Source organism: Paenibacillus sp. 11B, from assembly GCF_030487755.1.
GTDB lineage: Bacteria > Bacillota > Bacilli > Paenibacillales > Paenibacillaceae > Paenibacillus > Paenibacillus vandeheii.
Genome location: NZ_JAUKNS010000002.1, coordinates 496,245 through 515,358, shown reverse-complemented (window position 1 = coordinate 515,358; position 19,114 = coordinate 496,245). Strand labels below are relative to the sequence as shown.

General features: G+C 44.9%; 15 protein-coding genes. 11 read left to right on the top strand and 4 right to left on the bottom strand.

Annotated features, from left to right (window positions below):
• Window positions 1-37 precede the first annotated feature (37 nt).
• Window positions 38-1,837, bottom strand: coding sequence for an ABC transporter substrate-binding protein (locus tag Q0V21_RS10730; protein WP_301878844.1), 1,800 nt, complete (start codon window positions 1,835-1,837; stop codon window positions 38-40).
• Between the two features lie 146 nt (window positions 1,838-1,983).
• Here Q0V21_RS10730 and Q0V21_RS10725 point away from each other — a divergent pair, with 146 nt between their 5' ends.
• From Q0V21_RS10725 to Q0V21_RS10705, 5 genes are all read left to right on the top strand, one after another.
• Window positions 1,984-3,219, top strand: coding sequence for an MDR family MFS transporter (locus tag Q0V21_RS10725; protein WP_301878843.1), 1,236 nt, complete (start codon window positions 1,984-1,986; stop codon window positions 3,217-3,219).
• 120 nt (window positions 3,220-3,339) lie between these two features.
• Window positions 3,340-4,158 carry a copper amine oxidase N-terminal domain-containing protein gene (locus Q0V21_RS10720; protein WP_301878841.1) on the top strand — a complete coding sequence of 273 codons (819 nt, stop codon included), beginning with the start codon at window positions 3,340-3,342 and terminating at the stop codon, window positions 4,156-4,158.
• 453 nt (window positions 4,159-4,611) lie between these two features.
• Window positions 4,612-5,343, top strand: a complete 732-nt coding sequence (locus tag Q0V21_RS10715) for a Stf0 family sulfotransferase (protein WP_301878839.1) — start codon at window positions 4,612-4,614, stop codon at window positions 5,341-5,343.
• A 134-nt stretch (window positions 5,344-5,477) separates the two neighbouring features.
• Window positions 5,478-7,223 carry an ABC transporter ATP-binding protein gene (locus Q0V21_RS10710; protein ID WP_301878838.1) on the top strand — a complete coding sequence of 582 codons (1,746 nt, stop codon included), beginning with the start codon at window positions 5,478-5,480 and terminating at the stop codon, window positions 7,221-7,223.
• Window positions 7,220-8,989 (top strand): ABC transporter ATP-binding protein, encoded by a 1,770-nt coding sequence (locus tag Q0V21_RS10705; protein WP_301878837.1) that lies wholly within the window; start codon window positions 7,220-7,222, stop codon window positions 8,987-8,989. Before Q0V21_RS10710 ends, Q0V21_RS10705 begins: the two co-directional genes overlap by 4 nt.
• Before the next feature lie 104 nt (window positions 8,990-9,093).
• On the opposite strand, the gene cyoE is transcribed toward Q0V21_RS10705, so the two are convergent.
• Window positions 9,094-10,017, bottom strand: coding sequence for a heme o synthase (cyoE, locus tag Q0V21_RS10700; RefSeq protein WP_379436314.1), 924 nt, complete (start codon window positions 10,015-10,017; stop codon window positions 9,094-9,096).
• Between the two features lie 393 nt (window positions 10,018-10,410).
• Between cyoE and Q0V21_RS10695 the strand changes: the two genes are divergently transcribed.
• From Q0V21_RS10695 to Q0V21_RS10675, 5 genes are all read left to right on the top strand, one after another.
• Entirely contained in the window at window positions 10,411-11,340 is a 930-nt protein-coding gene (locus Q0V21_RS10695) for an NAD(P)/FAD-dependent oxidoreductase (RefSeq protein WP_301878834.1), read from the top strand.
• 245 nt (window positions 11,341-11,585) lie between these two features.
• On the top strand, window positions 11,586-11,900 hold the full coding sequence (locus tag Q0V21_RS10690; RefSeq protein WP_301878833.1) for a hypothetical protein: 315 nt from the start codon (window positions 11,586-11,588) through the stop codon (window positions 11,898-11,900).
• Window positions 11,901-12,130: 230 nt separating this feature from the next.
• Window positions 12,131-13,348 carry an MFS transporter gene (locus Q0V21_RS10685; protein WP_301878832.1) on the top strand — a complete coding sequence of 406 codons (1,218 nt, stop codon included), beginning with the start codon at window positions 12,131-12,133 and terminating at the stop codon, window positions 13,346-13,348.
• A gap of 318 nt (window positions 13,349-13,666) precedes the next feature.
• Window positions 13,667-14,254: a TetR/AcrR family transcriptional regulator gene (locus Q0V21_RS10680; protein WP_079344325.1), complete on the top strand. Its 588-nt coding sequence runs from the start codon at window positions 13,667-13,669 to the stop codon at window positions 14,252-14,254.
• Between the two features lie 63 nt (window positions 14,255-14,317).
• Entirely contained in the window at window positions 14,318-15,799 is a 1,482-nt protein-coding gene (locus Q0V21_RS10675) for a DHA2 family efflux MFS transporter permease subunit (RefSeq protein WP_301879539.1), read from the top strand.
• A 394-nt stretch (window positions 15,800-16,193) separates the two neighbouring features.
• Here Q0V21_RS10675 and Q0V21_RS10670 read toward each other — a convergent pair whose 3' ends face one another.
• Window positions 16,194-17,174, bottom strand: a complete 981-nt coding sequence (locus Q0V21_RS10670; RefSeq protein ID WP_301878831.1) for an alpha/beta fold hydrolase — start codon at window positions 17,172-17,174, stop codon at window positions 16,194-16,196.
• Window positions 17,175-17,497: 323 nt separating this feature from the next.
• Between Q0V21_RS10670 and Q0V21_RS10665 the strand changes: the two genes are divergently transcribed.
• A complete protein-coding gene (locus tag Q0V21_RS10665) occupies window positions 17,498-18,469 on the top strand; it encodes an MBL fold metallo-hydrolase (protein ID WP_301878830.1) in 972 nt (323 codons plus the stop codon).
• Between the two features lie 57 nt (window positions 18,470-18,526).
• Here the strand turns inward: Q0V21_RS10665 and Q0V21_RS10660 are convergent, their stop codons facing one another.
• Window positions 18,527-19,108, bottom strand: coding sequence for a LysE family transporter (locus tag Q0V21_RS10660; RefSeq protein ID WP_301878829.1), 582 nt, complete (start codon window positions 19,106-19,108; stop codon window positions 18,527-18,529).
• Window positions 19,109-19,114 lie beyond the last annotated feature (6 nt).

Here is a 19,114-nt window from a genome sequence, read left to right as displayed (position 1 = left end):
CATGCATTGAAATAAGGAGAATCCCCCTAATCATTCTTTAGGGGGATTCTTTTGATGCAAAACAAACCTCACTGCTGATTTTGATCCATAATTGAGAGATATCCATATAACCAAATTCGGCGGTTTGCATGCCGAAGATGCTCTGATCGAGTTGAGCGCGCTTGTTCATGTGACAACCGTGCAAAATCCAGTTGTTTTCTCGCAGCATTTCCTCAGCTTCATCTAGTAGCTCTGCACGTTCTATGCTGGGCAGCTGGGCGAACTGATCCAGTTTTTGATCCAGTATAGATTGCAGATCAGGAGTCATGCACATATGAAAATGATTGGACAGGTTTTTGAAAAAGTGAATCATGCCATATTGCCAATCTCCCTCCAGAATCTCTTCAGCCATGATCAATTCGGCATTCATTGTTTCTCCAAAATGAATATTATCTTCGCAGGGACACATGGCAAGGCGCAGGCCAATGACTTGTGCACGCCGCTGAAGCCACTCCGCAGCTTTTGAATCTTTGTTCAAAGTATACGATAATGCAATGGTCTCACCTTGGTATCCACTGCTGTGTAGCAACTCGCATGTGTGTTCAAGCGAGGATTCTGTCCAGTCTAGTATTTCACTTTTCCATGGCAAGAAGCTGCCTGCGGGTGTAATTCGATTACCGCCGAGATCCTTCACAAGTGCCACAGAGTCATATACCATCCTCAGCGCTTGGCGAAATTTCGGATGATGGTGGATGCCTTCCTTACGAAAATTGAAGAGCATATACTGGCACCCGAGCGCAGGATAATTGATGCTGTTTGTATTGAAATCGGTTGATGGGAGCTTCAGCCGAGATGTTCCAGGAAGTTCATAGTACCGATCATTCGGGCCCAAATCGGGAACAAACCAAATATGGACTTGGTCGAGATGGGGACGAATACCGTAATAAGCTTCGAATGCGCCAAGCTCCAGCACATCTTCATTCATCTTCGTAATCTGAAAAGGTCCGGTGCCAATCAGCCGTTCGGAGACACCCATATCGTAGGGCAGAATGGTCATTCGTATACAGCTAAACAGATGCAAAAAGAAGCGGTTCGGCCGACTTAGTTCAAATCGGATACAGTAATCGCCAGTGATTTCGGCACGTTCAATATCCCGATATAACCAGATGGACGGGCTGTGCACATCATGCAATCGCTGTAATGTGGCTTGTACGTCCTTGGATGTCATGACACGTCCATGGTGGAAACGCACCCCTTTACGGAGATAGAAGATCCATACGGTATGATCTTCGCTGCATTCCCACATATGCGCCAAATCGGGCTGGAACGAATTGGATTTGGCATCGTAAGTGACTAATGTATTGCCGACCTGACCGAGCAGGTAGGTTTCAAAAGCTGTATAAACAAAAGCAGGGTCCAGATTGCCTTGTCTGCGTGATCTCATCATGCGCAGCACATCCTGACCGGATGCCGTTTCGGCATGACTGTGAAATCCCATATGCTTGTTAAGTGATCGCAGCAATTGTTCCTGAAGTGTTTTATGGATGTCAATAGTGCTGATCAGCTCGATTGCTTCTTTAATTTTACCTCTCCCAATCAGTTCCCGCAGGTGATTCTCCAGCGTTTCATTCACACTGCGCAGCAGCGTCATCTCCGAATAATGTCCCCGTCCACGCCCAGGCTGCCAATGAATAAAACCTTGTTCCTCCAGCTTGCGAAGAATAAACTTCACGTTGCGTGGAGTACAGCATAAGGCATCGGAAAGACTGTCGATGGTTACTGGAACTGGTTCATCAAGTGTAAGAGAAAGTTCTTTTGCTGTTGCAAGACGAACATAATGGGTTGTTGTGGTATCCATGTTGGGATGCTCCTTTATAAAAGGTGAAAAGTGTTATCGCAATCTTACACTTTTATTTCCCCCTTTGATCGATACAATTATACATTAAGAGACAGGGAAAGACAGCCCACTAAGACAAAGCAACAAGAACAGGAGAACCATACGCAATGAAGCAACATTTACGGCAGATTCACCCTTTAGCTTGGACCATTATTGTGGGAACGATGTTTGGACGTCTCGTTACGTCCATGAGCATTCCGTTTCTATCCATTTATCTGACTCAGGTTTTGGGAGCTACACCAACACAGACTGGCGTAACCGTCGCGGTCAGTTCTCTGGCGGGGGTTATGGTCAGCTTTTATGGAGGTTATATTTCAGATCGAATCGGTCGCAAAAAAGTCATGATGGTCTCCGTATTTGGCTGGGCCTGTGTTTTCTTTATCTTTTCAGCAGCAGAGCATCTGTGGGTGTTCTTTGTCGCCAATACATTAAACGGATTATGCCGCGCCGTGTTTGAGCCCACGTCCCGTGCACTTCTATCGGATATTACTCCGCCGCAGAATAAACTGCTTGTGTTCAATCTCCGATATGCCGCTATCAATCTGGGAGTTGTGTTCGGACCCATTATCGGTCTTCAGCTGGGATCAGCAGAGTCCACGTTTCCGTTTATGATCTCCGGGTTGGTATATATCGTTTACGGCCTGGTTTTGTTCCTGCAATTTCAATTGCAGCGTGCAACTCTGCCAGAACATGTCCAGGTCAGTGCCCCCCGCCTACGAGATGCACTCGCTACCACCGGACGTGACCGTGTATTTTTGCCAGTACTTATCGGGACTACGTTTTGTGTACTCGGGTATGGGCATTTTAGCTCTACCCTGGCTCAGTATGTTGCCCAGAATCCTCTCTTCGAACATGGGAGCCAAGTGTTTTCCTATATGCTTTCACTTAATGCGTTGACGGTGCTTGTGGTCCAGTTCCCGATTGTGCGGGTGGCCAGCAAATTCCCGCCGGTGGTGCCCCTCATTCTTGGAAATCTGCTGGTTGCCACAAGTCTGTTGCTGTTTGGTATCGCTGAAGGCGTTATGCTGCTGATGATCAGTGTCGTTCTGTTCACGATTGGGGAAGTGCTCATGTTCACGATGATGGATGTGCTGATTGACCGTATTGCCAAACCCGAATGGAAAGGGACCTACTTTGGCACGATTGGATTCAATAACTTGGGTAGCGTCATGGCACCGATTTTGGGAGGGCTCCTATTAACTCAATTTGGGATGGGGAATGGCCTGTTCGTTTTTGTACCGCTGGCACTGACCACTGCATTCGGACTGCCATTTCTGATCGTAGCGCATCGGCGCCTTGTCGTCAGGGAGAGGGAATCTACACCAATAGAAGTGAGTGCATAGCTTAAGCGGTGCGAGTTGTAATGCAAATAAGTGTTAGCTGTTTTAACTTTTATTGAGAGTGTAACTTTCATTGAGTAATCCGTGTTTAATTAGTTAAACATTTCCTCATGGGGGTTCCAAATGATAGTTAAAAAGTTCACTTCAACATTGCTTGCGTGTATTATGTTTGCCGTGTTTTCAACGCCGTGTTTAGCTGAGGGTACCACGCTAGAGATTGGGACTGGAGTATTATCCAATAACCGAATTTTAATTCCTTTGAGGGTCGTGTCCAGCAATTTGGGGGCAGACGTAACGTGGTATAAGGACGGGAAGAGCATTCGAATTAAAAAGGATGAAAAAGAAATTTGGCTTGTAGCTAACTTCAAAAATGCGAGAGTGAATGAACAGATCATGGGAATGGATTCTCCTGTTGAATTAATTGAGAATACAGCATATGTCCCCTTGCGATTTGTCAGCCAAACGTTAGGAGCCAAGCTGGAGTGGAACCCACAAACTAAACAAGCAACCATCCACCTGAATAATCAAGACATGATAGTAAGTATGAAAGAGGAGACGATCCAAATACCTGATACTGGGAAAATAACCCAGGTGCGGTTAAATGTTTTGTCAGAGAAATTGAATGAAATTTCAAGCTTGTCTCAGATTAAGCAGGTCAGTGCGTATTTCAAGCCTTATTTTACAGAAGATTTAATCCAATTTATTCTCAAGAGGCAGGATCTAGTCAGTGATTGGATGGTGTATGATGCTCCAGAGACTTCCGTTCATTATACAAGCAGTACAACAGCGACGTTATCCCAATCGTTCGTAATCGGAAATACATTAACGGGTGATTCTCATTATGTTAATGATCGAAATATTGAACTTGTGTACAGTAATGGTGTATGGAAAGTGAATCAGTTAATGTTTAATCTCAGAGAAATTCCCTATCTGGGGTTATGATCGTTGAAATTGCAGCATATGATGTTCAGTGGCATGAAGGAAATAACAATTGAGTTAATATTATCTTGACGGATTACGGTGCAGCGAATACAATAAACAACAAATATGTGTGACGGGTGGTTAAGATGAACATGTTCCAGACAGGGCGCATTCTGAATCGATAACTGAATACGCATGAGCATAGTGACTTAACCAATGGATTGTATATTGGCGTCTAGACAGTCATGTTTGTGCACCCCTGTCGTGGACGCTCATCATAATTGCGTGCAGAGGAGAAATCCGGAAACGCTTCTTATTTCATATGGTTCTCTTATTGTTACAAGCTGTAGATGAACATTAGTTCATCTATGGCTTTTTTGCATGCATTCCACCCAATTTGTTGCACATGGAAGGGAGATTTGCAGTGCTTTTTAGCATGAAACTATCCCTAAGAGGAGAAAGAGAGGTAGTGGTATGAAACGACCTACTCAAAGTTATACCATTTGGTTTTCTCAACGAACGGGCAGTACTCTGCTAGGGGAAGCCTTAAGTTCTACGGGTGTCGCAGGATATCCGAGGGAGTGGCTGCATTATCAGCATAAAAGCCCGGACACATTAAAGCGTGAAGATCTGGAACAGATTTGGGATCAGGGAACAACGTCGAACGGAGTATTCGGAATCAAAATTAATTTTGAACAACGATGGATTGACGCATTCCGCAGTCTCTATAGTCTGCCAACAGCGTTATCGCGGGCTGAGGTATGGAGTACGGGTTTCCCTAATTGCACCAAGCATATCTATATGACACGTCGCAACAAAGTCAGATTGGCTGTGTCCTGGTGGAGAGCCATTGTCTCGGGTGAATGGCATCGCAAGCACGGAGACAGCCCTCAGCAGCAGGATATTGCAGATCAATATAACTTTGATGCCATTAAGCATCTGCTTGTAGAGAGCAACATGTGCGAAGCAGCAATTGAAGATTTTCTGTCTGAGTCAGGCATTGTGCCGCTGACGATTGTGTATGAGGATTTTATAGAAGATTACGAGGGAACCGTCATGAATGTGTTAAAGTTTTTGGATGTTCAATCTGACGGTGTAACCGTATCACCTCCGTTCTTTGACCCGATTGCAGACGAGATTTCTGAACAATGGGTACAAAGATTTCGGGAAGAATGCCAGAGGGATTGGGAGAATGTAAAATGGTAAACACACTTGAAAAGATTCATCCACGGGTTGGAAATGCTGCATTTATTGTTATTATGCATGATTCATCTTAGTGAGGGACCACAATGCTTTAAATCACAAAATAAAATAGAAATGTTACGAAGGGGTGAGGGGCTATGCCCAAAACAGAGAAACGCTCCATGTCCTGGCTGCTGCAATATCTAAAACCCGTTAAAGGCCGATTGGCCTTACTTATGGTGATGTTGCTAACGTCAACGGGGCTGCAGCTCCTGAATCCACAGATTATTAAACGCTTTATTGATACGGCAGCAAGTGGGGGAGTTCTTGCTAACCTGATCCAGCTCGCCGGATTGTTTCTGATTGTTGCTGTTGTAAATCAATTGATTACAGTAGCCGTTAGTTATCTGGGTAACGATGTGGCCTGGCGGGCAACAAACCGATTGCGGGGGGATCTCCTGAAGCATTGCCTGCGTCTGGATATGCGGTTTCATAATGTGAAGACACCTGGAGAAATGATTGAACGGGTGGATGGTGATGTAACGAGTATCTCCAACTTCTTCGCGATGTTCATTGTACAGGTGGTTGGAAGCTTTGTATTACTAGCTGGAATCCTCGGGTTTATGTTCAGCGTAAACGTACCGATTGCGATCGTCATGACGGTGTTTACATTGTTATCGATTCTGTTTATGGTGTTCATTCGCAATCTCGGAGTAAACTCTTCCAAAAATGAGCGTGAAGCGAGCGCGTCTTTGTTCGGATTAATTGAAGAGCGTATCGCGGGAATAGAAGATGTTCAAGCCAATGGGCATGTCCCCTATGTGATGAATCGCTTTTATCGTACGATGCGAGTTGTATTTCAAAAGGGCAGGAAAGCCTGGCTGCTTCGGGTTATTCCATGGAATACGACGGTCATTCTGTTCGCCCTTGCTGTCACGGCGGTACTTCTGCTTGGTGTTCATTATTACATGCAAGGCATGATCAGCATCGGAACCCTGTTTCTGATTTATCAATACACACAGATGCTCAATGATCCTATTGAGATGTTGGGCGATCAGGTTCAAGAGTTTCAGAAGGCAAAATCCGGTATGCTCCGTTCGAGAGAACTGTTGTCTTTGCGTAGTGAGATCAAGGACGGAGAAGAGGATCAGCTGCCAGAAGGGCCGCTTGGTCTGGAATTCAAACAGGTGAACTTCAGTTATAACGAGGATAAACCTGTATTGAAGAATATTAACTTTGCCATTAAACCCGGCGAACGGCTTGGCATTATTGGTCGTACAGGGAGCGGCAAGTCAAGTCTCAGTCGGGTGCTTCTGCGCCTGTATAATCTGGATAGCGGAACGATTCGTGTCGGTGGCAAAGATATTTCAGAACTCACTTTGCCTGCACTCTACCGCAGGGTCGGTATGGTTACGCAGGATGTACAGCTGTTCGACGGGACGCTGCGAGACAATTTAACACTGTTCAACCAGGACGTCTCGGATCAGATCATTAAGGAGACCACGGATCGACTGGGATTAAGTCACTGGATCGAATCACAGCCCGCAGGGTTGGATACACATCTGAAGGCGGGTGGTTCTTCCTTGTCCGCAGGGGAAGCTCAACTATTTGCCCTGACGCGTGTATTTCTGACCGAACCAAGCCTGGTTATTCTCGATGAACCTTCTTCACGGCTGGATGCCGCTACAGAGAGCATGCTTCAGTCTGCCATTGACCAGCTGATGAAGGAATGTACCGGAATTATTATTGCACACCGCCTGGCTACGTTGGAGAAGGTCGATCAGATTATGGTACTGGGTGATGGCAAGGTACTGGAATTCGGAGCCAGAGAAGAACTCGCCAGCGATCCGGCGTCACATTATGCAAGATTGCTGATTACGGGGCGAGAGGAGGAATTGGCGTGAATGTAACCGGATTTATAGGCCGTTTGTTTCGATTCAGGCCTTTTCTATTTTTGATCAACGGATTGTCATGGTGCATATTTCATTCTTTACCGCTGGCAATCGGAGTTGGTATGCAGTGGTTCTTTGACCGGGCAACGGCGGGTTCCCGTGATTATATGTGGCTGGCAGCTCCGCTGATCTTCATTGCTTTGATTAGAGCGGCAAGAGTAGGGACGTTTTTTGCCGCGTTCTATGCATGGATTACGTATATCTACCATATTCAGGCCATTTTGCGTACCAACATGCTCGCCGGTATTATGCGCTGGCCAGGACGCAATCTGCCAGCTTCACCGGGAGAGGCGATGAGTCGCTTTCGGGATGATGTGGATGAAGTGGTTGAGTACGTGGAATCCTGGGTCGATTTCTGGGGAAGGCTCGTGTTCGCTATCGTATCCATCATCATTATGGCAAACATCAACTGGAAAATCACTCTGGTGGCTGTTTTGCCGCTGGTGGTTGTAACGTTGTTGAACAACTTGTCTGGTAATCGGGCCCGTCGATATGCCCAGGTCAATCGTGAGTCGACTGGACGAATTACCAGTTTCATTGCGGAGACCTTTGGTGCTGTTCAGGCATTGAAACTTGGGCAGGCAGAAGAGCATGTCTCTGCTCGTTTTAACAAACTGAATGAAGAACGTCGTCAAGCTGCGCTCCGGGATAATCTGTTCAAACAGTGGATGAGATCCCTTAATCAGCAGGTGCTCAGTATCTGTACAGGTCTCATACTCCTGATGTGTGCAGCCGAGATGAAATCAGGCAGTTTCACCGTAGGTAATTTTGCCTTGTTCACCAGTTATCTTGCCAATATTGGCTTTAGTATTTCTTTGTTTGGATATATGGTGTTTCAGCATAAACGGCTCAAAGTATCTTTTGACCGGATGCGAACTCTATTTCGTCCGGGTGAGGAAGACCGGATCATGGATTTCAGAGAGACATATCTGAATGAAGATCCGCCTGAGCTTCCTACTGAAAAGAGAGATCCTAAGGAAAAGCTAAGAGAGCTGGAGATCAGTAATCTGGCGTACCAATATCCTCATTCTGCTAATGGAATACAGGATATCAGCTTCCGTGTAAAGCGGGGTCAATTTCTGGTCATTACGGGACGGATCGGTTCTGGCAAATCGACTCTAGTACGCACACTCTTGGGACTGCTGCCCAAACAGGAAGGCACGATTCGCTGGAATGGAGAAGATGTTGATCCCGCTACTTTCCTGATGCCGCCCAGAGCAGCGTATACGCCGCAAGTACCCCGACTGTTCAGTGATACGCTGAAAGAGAATATGGTTCAGGGCAAACAGGGTCATACGGAGATTGCTCTTGCAAAAGCTATTCGCCTGGCTGTTATGGATGAGGATATTCAAAACCTGGATCAAGGACTCGAAACGTCCGTAGGTCCGAGAGGTGTCATGCTGTCGGGTGGTCAGATTCAGCGCGCGGCAACCGGACGCATGTTGATGACGGAAGCTGACCTGTTCATCTTCGATGATCTGTCCAGTGCCCTGGATGTGAAAACCGAACAACAGGTATGGGAAGGCTTGTTCCAGGAGCCAGATGTCACATGTATTGCAGTGTCTCATCGCAGAGCAGCACTTGCCAAGGCAGATCATATTATCGTCATGAAGGATGGACGAATTGAGGCCGAGGGAAGCCTATCCGAATTGCTTGCTACAAATGAAGAGATGCAGCTGCTGTGGCAAGGTGAGCAATCACCGGTTAAAGTGGGGTAGTGTAAGATATAGTATATGTAACAAATGAAAAAAGCCGTACAGACAACTCTTGTCGAAAGAGTTAAGATCTGTACGGCTTTTATTATGGCACAATAGGTCAATCTTTATTTGATCAGCTGTGCAATCAATGAATACGCAATGATGACCAGGAAGATGATCGTGATGTGGTTAATGGAGAAAATAAACATTTTATGTGACCATTTCTTGGTTTCTTTCTTATCGAAAGTTGCCACACTAAGAATAAGCCAGGCCAAACTTACCAGAAACGCAACAATGGCAATGAAAGGACTCATTGGCCAGAACAAGAAGCTGGAGAATAACAACAATACCAGATAAACATTCGTCTGGATGTATGTCCGTCTGATTCCTTTGACGACAGGAAGCATAGGAACACCAGCGGCTTTGTATTCATCAAATCTCCGGATGGCAATGCCATAGAAGTGAGGCATCTGCCACAACAGCATGGTAACGACCAAAGCCCAAATTTCATAATGACCCAGCTCTGGTGAAATGGCTGCCCAACCGATAAGGGGAGGAACAGCACCCGAAAGGCTTCCTACTTCCGTATTGTAAACCGTTGTCCGCTTGGTCCACATCGTATACGGGAACACGTACAGCAGCAGTCCCAATATACCGAATACGGCAGCCGAAGGGGAAGCGATATACAACATGATGCCCCCGATAATTGTAATGGCAATACCGAGGATCAAACCTGTTTTGGTATCTACACGACCTGTTACGGTAGGACGTGTTTTGGTGCGTTCCATGATCGCATCAATATCCCGATCATACAAATTGTTAAACACCCCGGCCGCTCCGATAATCAGGGAAGACCCGATGACAGAGAGAATAATGGGTACAATATTAGCTAAAATGGATGCATCAAAAACATACAAAGCCAAACTTAAACCGGCAAACATGGCGATCAGATTGGACTTGATGATTCCGATTTTGATGGTATCAAAGAAAACTTTCGGAATCGAGCTAGTATACTCCAGACTGATTTCGGGCCGTGACCCTTTATTCAATGTTTTCAAGAACTCACTTCCTATATCTATACTTATATATCTCGTGGTTTCATTATAGCATTCAATACACTATGTGAATTAATTAACGATTTAGTATTTAAAATAATGTCATTTGATTGTGAACAATTTAAAAACAAGGTTTATTTTAATTGTTAAAAATGATTTTATGTGATACAGGTCATTGAAACCAAGCAGCAGTAACAATAAAAGAATATTTTTCTTGCATATTGAATCGGTTTTGTATATTGTAGATATAAGAGGTCTTTAATAGTATTCAATTGATCCCTCTTACATTACTGTCAATAGAACCAACTGCAAGCGGCAAGAAGCAGCTGGGTTAGACTTTTTTTTGAAACAATAAAGGATATTGAATATCTGGAAAGGGTGTTAAATATGGAACAACAGACGGATGTATTAATTATTGGAGGAGGACCTGCGGGTCTTAATGCAGCACTTGTACTAGGCAGAGCCCGTAAACAGGTTGTGGTCATAGATGATGAACGCCCGCGTAATTGGGTCACGCGTGAAACACACGGTTTTCTGACGAGAGATGGCGCAAGTCCACGTGAATTTCGGAAGGTTGCGAAAGAACAGATTAGCGCATATCCGTCCGTTCATTTTGTAGGAGACACAGCGACCTCAGTGACAGGAACCGATGGTGATTTTCAAGTTGCGACGGCACAGGGAGCAGTCTATCGCACGAAGAAAGTTTTGTTTGCAGTAGGAAAAAAAGACCTTCCGCTGGATATTAACGGGTTGACAGAGGTATATGGCAAGAGTGCTTTTGTATGTCCTTATTGCGATGGTTGGGAATTAAGAGATCAAGCTCTCGTTATTATTGTTAATGGTGCCAAGGCATTTCACATGGCAAAGACCATTTCCGGCTGGACAAGTCGGTTTACCATTTGCACGAATGGACCAGATGAATTAACAGATGAGCAGCGGGAGGAATTGAAGCAGCATGGTGTTCCGGTATGGGACTCTCCAATTCGATCTATCGAATCCAGCGATGGGATGGTGCAGCAGGTTGTACTGGAGGATGGCACCGAAATCTCTTGCACGGGAATTTTCTTTGGACCGAAACTGACTGCTGGATCTGAACTGCCGCGGACATTAGGATGTGAGGTTAACGAGGCCGGTACGGTCGTTGTGGATGATTACGGCAAAACGACTGTACCAGGTGTATTCAGCGCCGGAGATGCAGCGTCAGAGATGTACCAGGCCATTACTGCGGCGTCCCTAGGTGCATTAACCGCTGTAACGATCAACAGTGAGCTGAATATGGAAGCTTGGGATGAGCGTGGTAAACATTTAAACCCATAGGATAACGATATAGAGTTTCATCTCCATGACTTTGCATAAGAATTTAACTAAATAATTCAAATTCAAAAGGGGATTGCAGAGGCAATTCCCTTTTTGTGTTTAACAGATCTTCTCTGTTGTCGAGTGGAGTGGTTCCGACCGGTATTGGCGTAAACAAATATTTTCACTATATGACAAATATTACATTTTAATAGAAGCCTTTCTTATATGATAGAGCTGTACTCCAAAACGAAAGGAAGATGAAGATGAAAAAGAAACTTATAGTCGGTCTTTTAACTGTCGTTGCATGTTTCACGCTAGGCTCTACATCTTTTGCAGCTAGTGTACCTTCAACTTCAACTAGTAGTTTACCAGACAGTACACAAGTAGTTCCTTACGCACAAAAGTATATAACCTGGCAAACCATTTTACCCAAATCTCAATTTCCAACGCTTGGTGATATTCCTATGACGGCTAGTTATAATGTTGATCCGTACCGGGGGACACTTACATTAAAATCAGTCGATGGTCAGACAGGCTATACGTGGACGGTTACCTATGAGGGTTACGTCACCTATTAATCAATTTATCATTCAATACTGATACCTATCCAAAAAACAGCCACCAATCTGGATGAAAATCCAGATTGGTGGCTGTTTTAATTTGGGATGATACGATCTATTGACAAAGAATTTTCTTTAATGCAATATAAACATATAAATAAACATACTTTATAAAGTGTACGAATGAAATATTTTATACAGTAATATCAGAATTGTTTTTCATTTTATATGCAGGGAAGGGATTTATTATGGCAACTTGGTTTCTTATCATCATCTACCTGGCGTTTATCAGTTTGGGGATTCCTGACTCCTTGCTAGGTTCAGCCTGGCCAGTGATGTGGCCTGAACTTGGGGCTTCGTTTGGGTCGGCAGGAATTCTATCCATGGTTGTTGCAGGGGGAACGATCGTTTCAAGCTTGGCAAGCGGAACGGTTATTCAAAAATGGGGAACAGGCAAGGTTACACTAATTAGCTGTTGTCTGACAGCCGGAGCACTCCTTGGATTTTCCTTTGCCCCTTCATTGGTATGGCTCGTCATTCTTGCCATTCCTCTGGGTCTTGGGGCCGGAGCCGTTGATGCTGCGTTGAATCATTATGTCGCAGAGCACTACAAAGCACACCATATGAACTGGCTGCATTGTTTCTGGGGTGTGGGCGCGACGACGGGGCCTATCATTATGTCGTATTATATTGCAGATCAACATTCCTGGAGAAACGGATATACAGCTGTAGCCATCGTCCAGTTTTGTCTCGTCATTATTTTGTTTGCGACGTTGCCTTTGTGGAAGCGTGTTGCTGCTAGTCGTGAACGTGCGAGGCCGATAAACGAATCAGATCATGTGCAAACGGAAAACACATTTCTACAAAGTGAGAACAAACCTGAACGGAATGTATTGAAGATTAAGGGAGTCAAAAACTCACTGATCGCATTTCTGTTTTATTGTGGCGTGGAAACAACGGTGGGGTTATGGGGAGCCAGCTATCTGGTAGGCGCAAGAAACATCACGGCAGAAACGGCTGCGGGATGGATCTCCTTATACTACGGTGGCATTACGATTGGCAGGCTGATTACAGGCTTTATCACGTTGAAAATTAAAAATCGGGTGTTAATTCTGGCGGGTCAAGTGACCGCCATTGTGGGTGGAATCATTTTATTACTTCCATTATCGATTTCGTTTGCACTGGCTGGATTTATGCTGATTGGTTTGGGACTTGCACCCATCTATCCCGGACTTCTACATGAAACTCCAGCCCGATTCGGCAAAGCGAATTCTGCCCGATTAATGGGATACCAGATGGCACTGGCATACACAGGAACCACATTGCTTCCTCCGCTTTTTGGCGTCCTTGCTGCAAAAACCAATATCGGCTTTTTCCCGCTGGTTGTACTTGTATTCCTTATCTTGATGCTGGCCAGCTCAGAGCAAGTGAATCGTATTTTGAGAAAGAGGATTCTGAATGGATAGATAAAAAAAGGGAGTGCTTATCATGCTATCATTAATATTGTTATGCTTGATCGTATATGTGGGGGCGTATGCATGTCTGGCTGCGTCCAAGCAGCCTATGGATGTAAAACCTGTGCGGTCGTTCGATGATTTCTTCGAGTAAGGGATACAATATTCCATATAATGAATAAAAAAAGCGGGAGCAATTCTCGCTTTTTTATTTTGCTAATCTATAGCGCTTTCATCAGAATGGGCTCAAATATTAGGTTGACAGTATTTTTCGAAACGGTTTTAATTATATAGACCGATTGTTATAATTCATTGAAGGATGTGGCTTTATTGAGTGAAAAGTCTAGTGCTAGAGAACTCATCGTCAGCACTGCAGCCAGACTGTTTTTTTCACAAGGATATCATGCGACCGGTCTAAATCAGATTATTAAGGAGAGCAGTACGCCAAAAGGCTCGTTATATCATTATTTCCCACATGGCAAAGAAGAGCTCGCTCATGAGTGCATTCAAAAAGCCAATGAAAACATTCTGCAGAAGTTTGAAGAAACATTTGCAGCCCATGACAATACGGGGGATGCCATTCAGCAATTTATCCATGACTTAGCGGTTGAAACAGAGGCGGCAGGTTTTACGGGCTTTCTTCCATTTAGTTTCTGGGCAGCCGTGGAGACCTCCTGTATCAGTCAGCAATTGCGAATTGCCTGTCAGGATGTGTTTGCAGGTTGGCAGCAAATGATTACGAAACATCTGATTTTGGATGGCATAGGTGAAGAGAAAGCACAAGAGATGGGACTTCTGGTCATTTCCTTAATGGAGGGAGCATTGATTATCAGCCTGACCAACCAGGACAAAAAGCCTTTGCTGACGGCTGCTGATTATTTGTCTGTTGTGGCAAAGAATGCAAGAGAGAAGCAATAAGCTTCGTAAAGAGAAATAGAAATCGTCAGAATGTTTGAGGAGGATGGGATTGTGGAGGCTTCCATGAAAGCTGGTTCTGTACAGGATCAACAAGAAACAAAACAATATAAAGTATTTCCGATTTTATTCGCCATGCTGCTCAGCGGCTTTATTGGACTGTTTGGTGAAACAGCTCTGAATGTGGCATTGACACCGCTTATGGGCTTGCTCGAAGTTGGGCCTACTACGATCCAATGGTTAACGACAGGTTATCTGCTCGTTTTGGGTATTTTGGTGCCGGTTTCCGGTATGCTGTTGCAATGGTTTTCGACGAGACAGTTGTTCACAACTTCTCTGATTTTTTCGATTGCAGGAACGCTTGTTGCTGCTATTGCACCGAGCTTTGAAATTTTGTTGGTGGCACGGGTATTACAAGCTGTAGGTACAGCTCTGTTACTGCCACTAATGTTCAACACCATATTGGTTATCTTCCCGATTGAAAAGCGTGGCGCTGCCATGGGCTTGATCGGTTTGGTTATCATGTTTGCGCCAGCAAGTGGTCCGAGTATCTCGGGTCTGATTCTGGCAAATCTGAGCTGGCATTGGATTTTCTGGATCTCCTTGCCGTTCTTCATTATCTCATTGGTATGTGGCTTGCTGTTCTTACCGAATATATCGAAATTGACCAAGCCCAAAATTGATGTTCTTTCCATTGTACTTTCGACACTGGGCTTTGGTGGAATCGTGTACGGATTCAGTAGTGCTGGAGGACATGGGGAAAGTGGCGGTGGCTGGACCAGTCCTATCGTTGTAGCCACACTGATTATTGGCGTGTTATCTTTGCTGCTGTTCAGCATCCGTCAATTGAGAATGAAACAGCCGATGATGGATCTGCGAACGTTCAAGTATCCAATGTTTACGATTGGCTTGATTCTGATCTTCCTTTGTATGATGATGCTGTTGTCATCCATGCTGATTCTGCCGATGTATCTGCAACAAGGTATGGCGGTTACGCCATTGACTGCCGGTCTGGTTCTGCTGCCGGGCAGCTTGCTGAATGGATTTTTGTCCCCGGTTATGGGGCGTCTGTTCGACAAGTTCGGTCCGAAGTGGCTTGTGATTATTGGTCTGGCGATCACTGCGATTGTACTCTTCATGTACACGGGAATCACTCCGACTACAACACTGAGCAAGATTATTACGATGCACGTGTTCATGATGATCGGAATTTCAATGATCATGATGCCTGCACAAACCAACGGTTTGAATCAATTGCCACCTGATTTCTACCCTCACGGGACCGCGATTATGAATACATTACAGCAGGTATCGGGAGCTATTGGTACAGCTGTTGCGGTGAGTATACTGAGCGCAGGAACGACCCGCTTCTTGAGCGGTGTGACGAATCCTGAGAGCCCAGAGAATCAGTTGGCAGGTTTCACATCCGGTGTACAAAATGCATTTGTTTTCGCACTGATTCTCGCTGTAATTGGACTGATCATCTCACTGTTCCTGAAGCGAGTTAAGGTGGGTTCTCAGCAGGAACAACAAGGTCCTATGCATTAATTGAACGGCATATAAAAGTAACGAACGATGCTCTCCCTTCAAAAGGGGGGCATCGTTTTTTTGTACCTTGACATGAAACGGGTTCCATCCATTAGATTGAAAATAGACCTGCTAAGGTAAATCAAATAAATCTTGAGAGATCATTCGAAAAATGGAGCGGATATACGGCGGTGATGGAACTGAGCTGGAAGAGCTCATGCATTATTTTGATCGACACGGTCTTACGAGCACGGAGGTTCAGGAGGCATTGGCGCATTTTAGATCACAAACACCGAGGATGGCAAAAGCACAGTGAGACCTCTAACACAATAAAACCCTGACGATTACCAGAATCGTTAGGGTTTTATTTGGCATGAATTGGTTGGTTTGGTAGTTCAGCGTTTATTCAGGGAATCTACTTCTTAACCAGTTCCAATATTTCATTGGCGACAAGGTCCGGGTGATATTGATGGATATAATGCTCGGTATCCTTAACGGTTACATGCTTGGAGTGTTCCGACCAGGACGTAAATTCAGCTTGAGTTTTATCCCATATAGGCTCACTGGCTCCGAAGTAATCTGCTGTCAGTATGGTAAGTGGAAACGGGAAGGGCTTTTTGTTGTCGACAACAACCTTGGCATTGGCTGTCATTTCACGTAACTCATCCACGGTGTTGGCATTCCCATAGTTAAGCAGCAGGGCCGTTGTATCGATCTTCTTCAGTTCATCAGGCACAAACTTCAGACCGTTTCGATTGGCATTGGAGGCTTCCACGACTGCGTCAGATTGTAAGGACAAGCGGAGCAGCCCCGTATGAATCCGGAATTGGTTCATGAAGCCACCAATCACACTTGCCATATCGTCAGTGTCATTGGCGTAATATTCCGGACTTCCCCCATCCAACATGACAATACCTTGTACTTCATCCGGATACTTTTGAGCAAACCGGAGTGTTTCAAGCGATCCAAGGGAGTGACCTACCAGGACGTATGGTGGCTTTTGCCCAGATACCTCTAATAACTCGTGCAATTCATCTGCCACAGTATCGACATCGCGTTTCTTATCGGTCCTATCGCTATAACCATAGCCAAAGCGATCGTAAACCGCGAATTTCGTGTAAGGTGCAAGCTTTTCATAAAGCGGATAATAGTCTACATAAGGATCAGCAGTACCCCATCCGGATGCAAGGACGACCGTTGTATCTCCCTGACCACCCGTATATAAATGCATATTGTCACCATGCACGCTGTACAGCTTGCCAGGAGGAATGAATGTTTTTGCATCCTGCCGTGCACTCACTTGTTGGTAGATTACGCCTGTCCCCAAAAGGAGGAGAATCGCAACAACTCCGAATATAAACGTTTTAAATAATCTTCTGCGCCATTTTTTCATCATCTCTCACATACTCTCTGCTGTATTTTCTCTATTATATATGCCCAGTCTTATTGGAGAGAAAACAGAGTCTTAATTCCACCTTAATTATGTTTAACCAGGAGATGAATCAACATGGGTTAGTGCTATAGTCCTGTGAGATGTTCGTCGCTGGGCTGTAAAATCTTCGACCTGATTAGGGTTAATTGAAGTTCAAATTCAGATAACCGAAGGCGAAATTGATTATAAACGAACAATGATTTAATATAAAGCAATATTACTCCTGTTATACTCAAGATTGAATGATGGATTGAATGATTGATTTTAGAGAACAGAAGGTATGAATAATGACAAAATACGAAAATCAGATTCCAACAGCCGCAGGTATGAGCTTCAGCTCCCTTGTAAGCATGTTAAGGGATTCCATGCGGAGAAATATAGAGCGGAGACCAGCGAGCAGCATTCCCGTGGAGAAATATGAACCAGCGGAATCATTAAACATATCCGATAACCCACAGGTGACATGGTTCGGACACTCGGCTTTTCTGCTTGAGATTGAAGGACACCGATTGCTCTTTGATCCAATGCTCGGCAACCGTCCATCTCCTGTATCCTGGGCGGGTACGAAACGATACAACACTAACCTGCCGATTCAACCTGAGGATTTTCCAGTCTTGGATGCGATCATTATATCGCATGACCATTATGATCATCTGGACTACTCTTCCATCCGCAGATTAAAGAATAAAACAGAGCGGTTTATTGTCCCGCTTGGCGTGCGTCGACGACTAATTCAACTGGGTGTGCCTTCGGAACAGATTACTGAACATAACTGGTGGGATAAGCTGTCCTTCAAGGGTTTGACATTTGCCTGTACGCCTGCACGGCATTTCTCGGGTAGAGGATTGCTGGATCGCAATTCTACATTATGGTGTTCGTGGGTCATTGCCGGACAGGAAACGAAGGTTTTCTTTAGCGGTGATAGCGGCTACGGTCCTCATTTCAAGGAAATCGGTAGTAAGTATGGACCCTTTGACCTGACTCTGATGGAATGCGGCCAATATGACGAGCGTTGGTCCAACATTCATATGATGCCGGAAGAAACGGTGCAGGCTCACTTGGATGTCAAGGGAGGACTGCTCATCCCTATTCATTGGGCCGCTTTTACATTGGCCTATCATGCATGGAACGAGCCGGTTGAACGGATTACCAAGGCTGCACATGCATTGAATGTCGACATTGCAACACCCAAAATCGGTGAGAAGGTTGTGCTGCATTCGGAGACTTACCCGAGCCAACCGTGGTGGAGATCGAACTGAGGTTGGTAGAAAAAGCGTTCCCTCATCGGATGAGAGGACGCTTTTTCTTTTTTGTATTTATAATAGAATCGATAGGGCGCTGCAGATGAGCAAAACGCCCATCACCATATTAAAAGGACGTTCATATTTCAATAAAAAACTTTGGAATAACACACCACATAACCCCCACGTCATATTCGCACTAACACCTATGATGGTGAGAAGCAACGAAAAAACGATAATATGGACATGTGACTGCCCAAGAGGCATGACAAATACGGAGATAGCCGTAAGACCATACAGAATGACTTTGGGATTGATGAATTGCAGGGTAAAGCCAAAGAGAAATGAAAAACGATTCACCTTGGGATCTTTGGCACTCGTAGGTTTACTTCGCATAATTTTAATTGCCAAATAGATCATGTATACACATCCCAACACGTTCAGGGCTGGTTTGATCCTTGGGATGTATTGATGCAGAATAAGGTTGAAATAACTGGACAGAACCATAATAAGCAGGCAGCCGGCTGCAACGCCACCAATAAACGGAAGGGTTTTTCTGAATCCTTCGTTTCTTGCGTGGGTCATGGCAATGATGTTGTTGGGACCCGGTGTGAATGAAGCCACGATTGCGTACGTGAGTAACGGTATAATATTCATAAGTCC

Bases quoted from the DNA above. Each gene is read 5' to 3' on its own strand.
- Q0V21_RS10730 (WP_301878844.1), bottom strand. From the start codon at position 1,837: ATGGATACCACAACAACCCATTATGTTCGTCTTGCAACAGCAAAAGAA.
- Q0V21_RS10725 (WP_301878843.1), top strand. From the start codon at position 1,984: ATGAAGCAACATTTACGGCAGATTCACCCTTTAGCTTGGACCATTATT.
- Q0V21_RS10720 (WP_301878841.1), top strand. From the start codon at position 3,340: ATGATAGTTAAAAAGTTCACTTCAACATTGCTTGCGTGTATTATGTTT.
- Q0V21_RS10715 (WP_301878839.1), top strand. From the start codon at position 4,612: ATGAAACGACCTACTCAAAGTTATACCATTTGGTTTTCTCAACGAACG.
- Q0V21_RS10710 (WP_301878838.1), top strand. From the start codon at position 5,478: ATGCCCAAAACAGAGAAACGCTCCATGTCCTGGCTGCTGCAATATCTA.
- Q0V21_RS10695 (WP_301878834.1), top strand. From the start codon at position 10,411: ATGGAACAACAGACGGATGTATTAATTATTGGAGGAGGACCTGCGGGT.
- Q0V21_RS10690 (WP_301878833.1), top strand. From the start codon at position 11,586: ATGAAAAAGAAACTTATAGTCGGTCTTTTAACTGTCGTTGCATGTTTC.
- Q0V21_RS10685 (WP_301878832.1), top strand. From the start codon at position 12,131: ATGGCAACTTGGTTTCTTATCATCATCTACCTGGCGTTTATCAGTTTG.
- Q0V21_RS10675 (WP_301879539.1), top strand. From the start codon at position 14,318: ATGAAAGCTGGTTCTGTACAGGATCAACAAGAAACAAAACAATATAAA.
- Q0V21_RS10670 (WP_301878831.1), bottom strand. From the start codon at position 17,174: ATGATGAAAAAATGGCGCAGAAGATTATTTAAAACGTTTATATTCGGA.
- Q0V21_RS10665 (WP_301878830.1), top strand. From the start codon at position 17,498: ATGACAAAATACGAAAATCAGATTCCAACAGCCGCAGGTATGAGCTTC.
- Q0V21_RS10660 (WP_301878829.1), bottom strand. From the start codon at position 19,108: ATGAATATTATACCGTTACTCACGTACGCAATCGTGGCTTCATTCACA.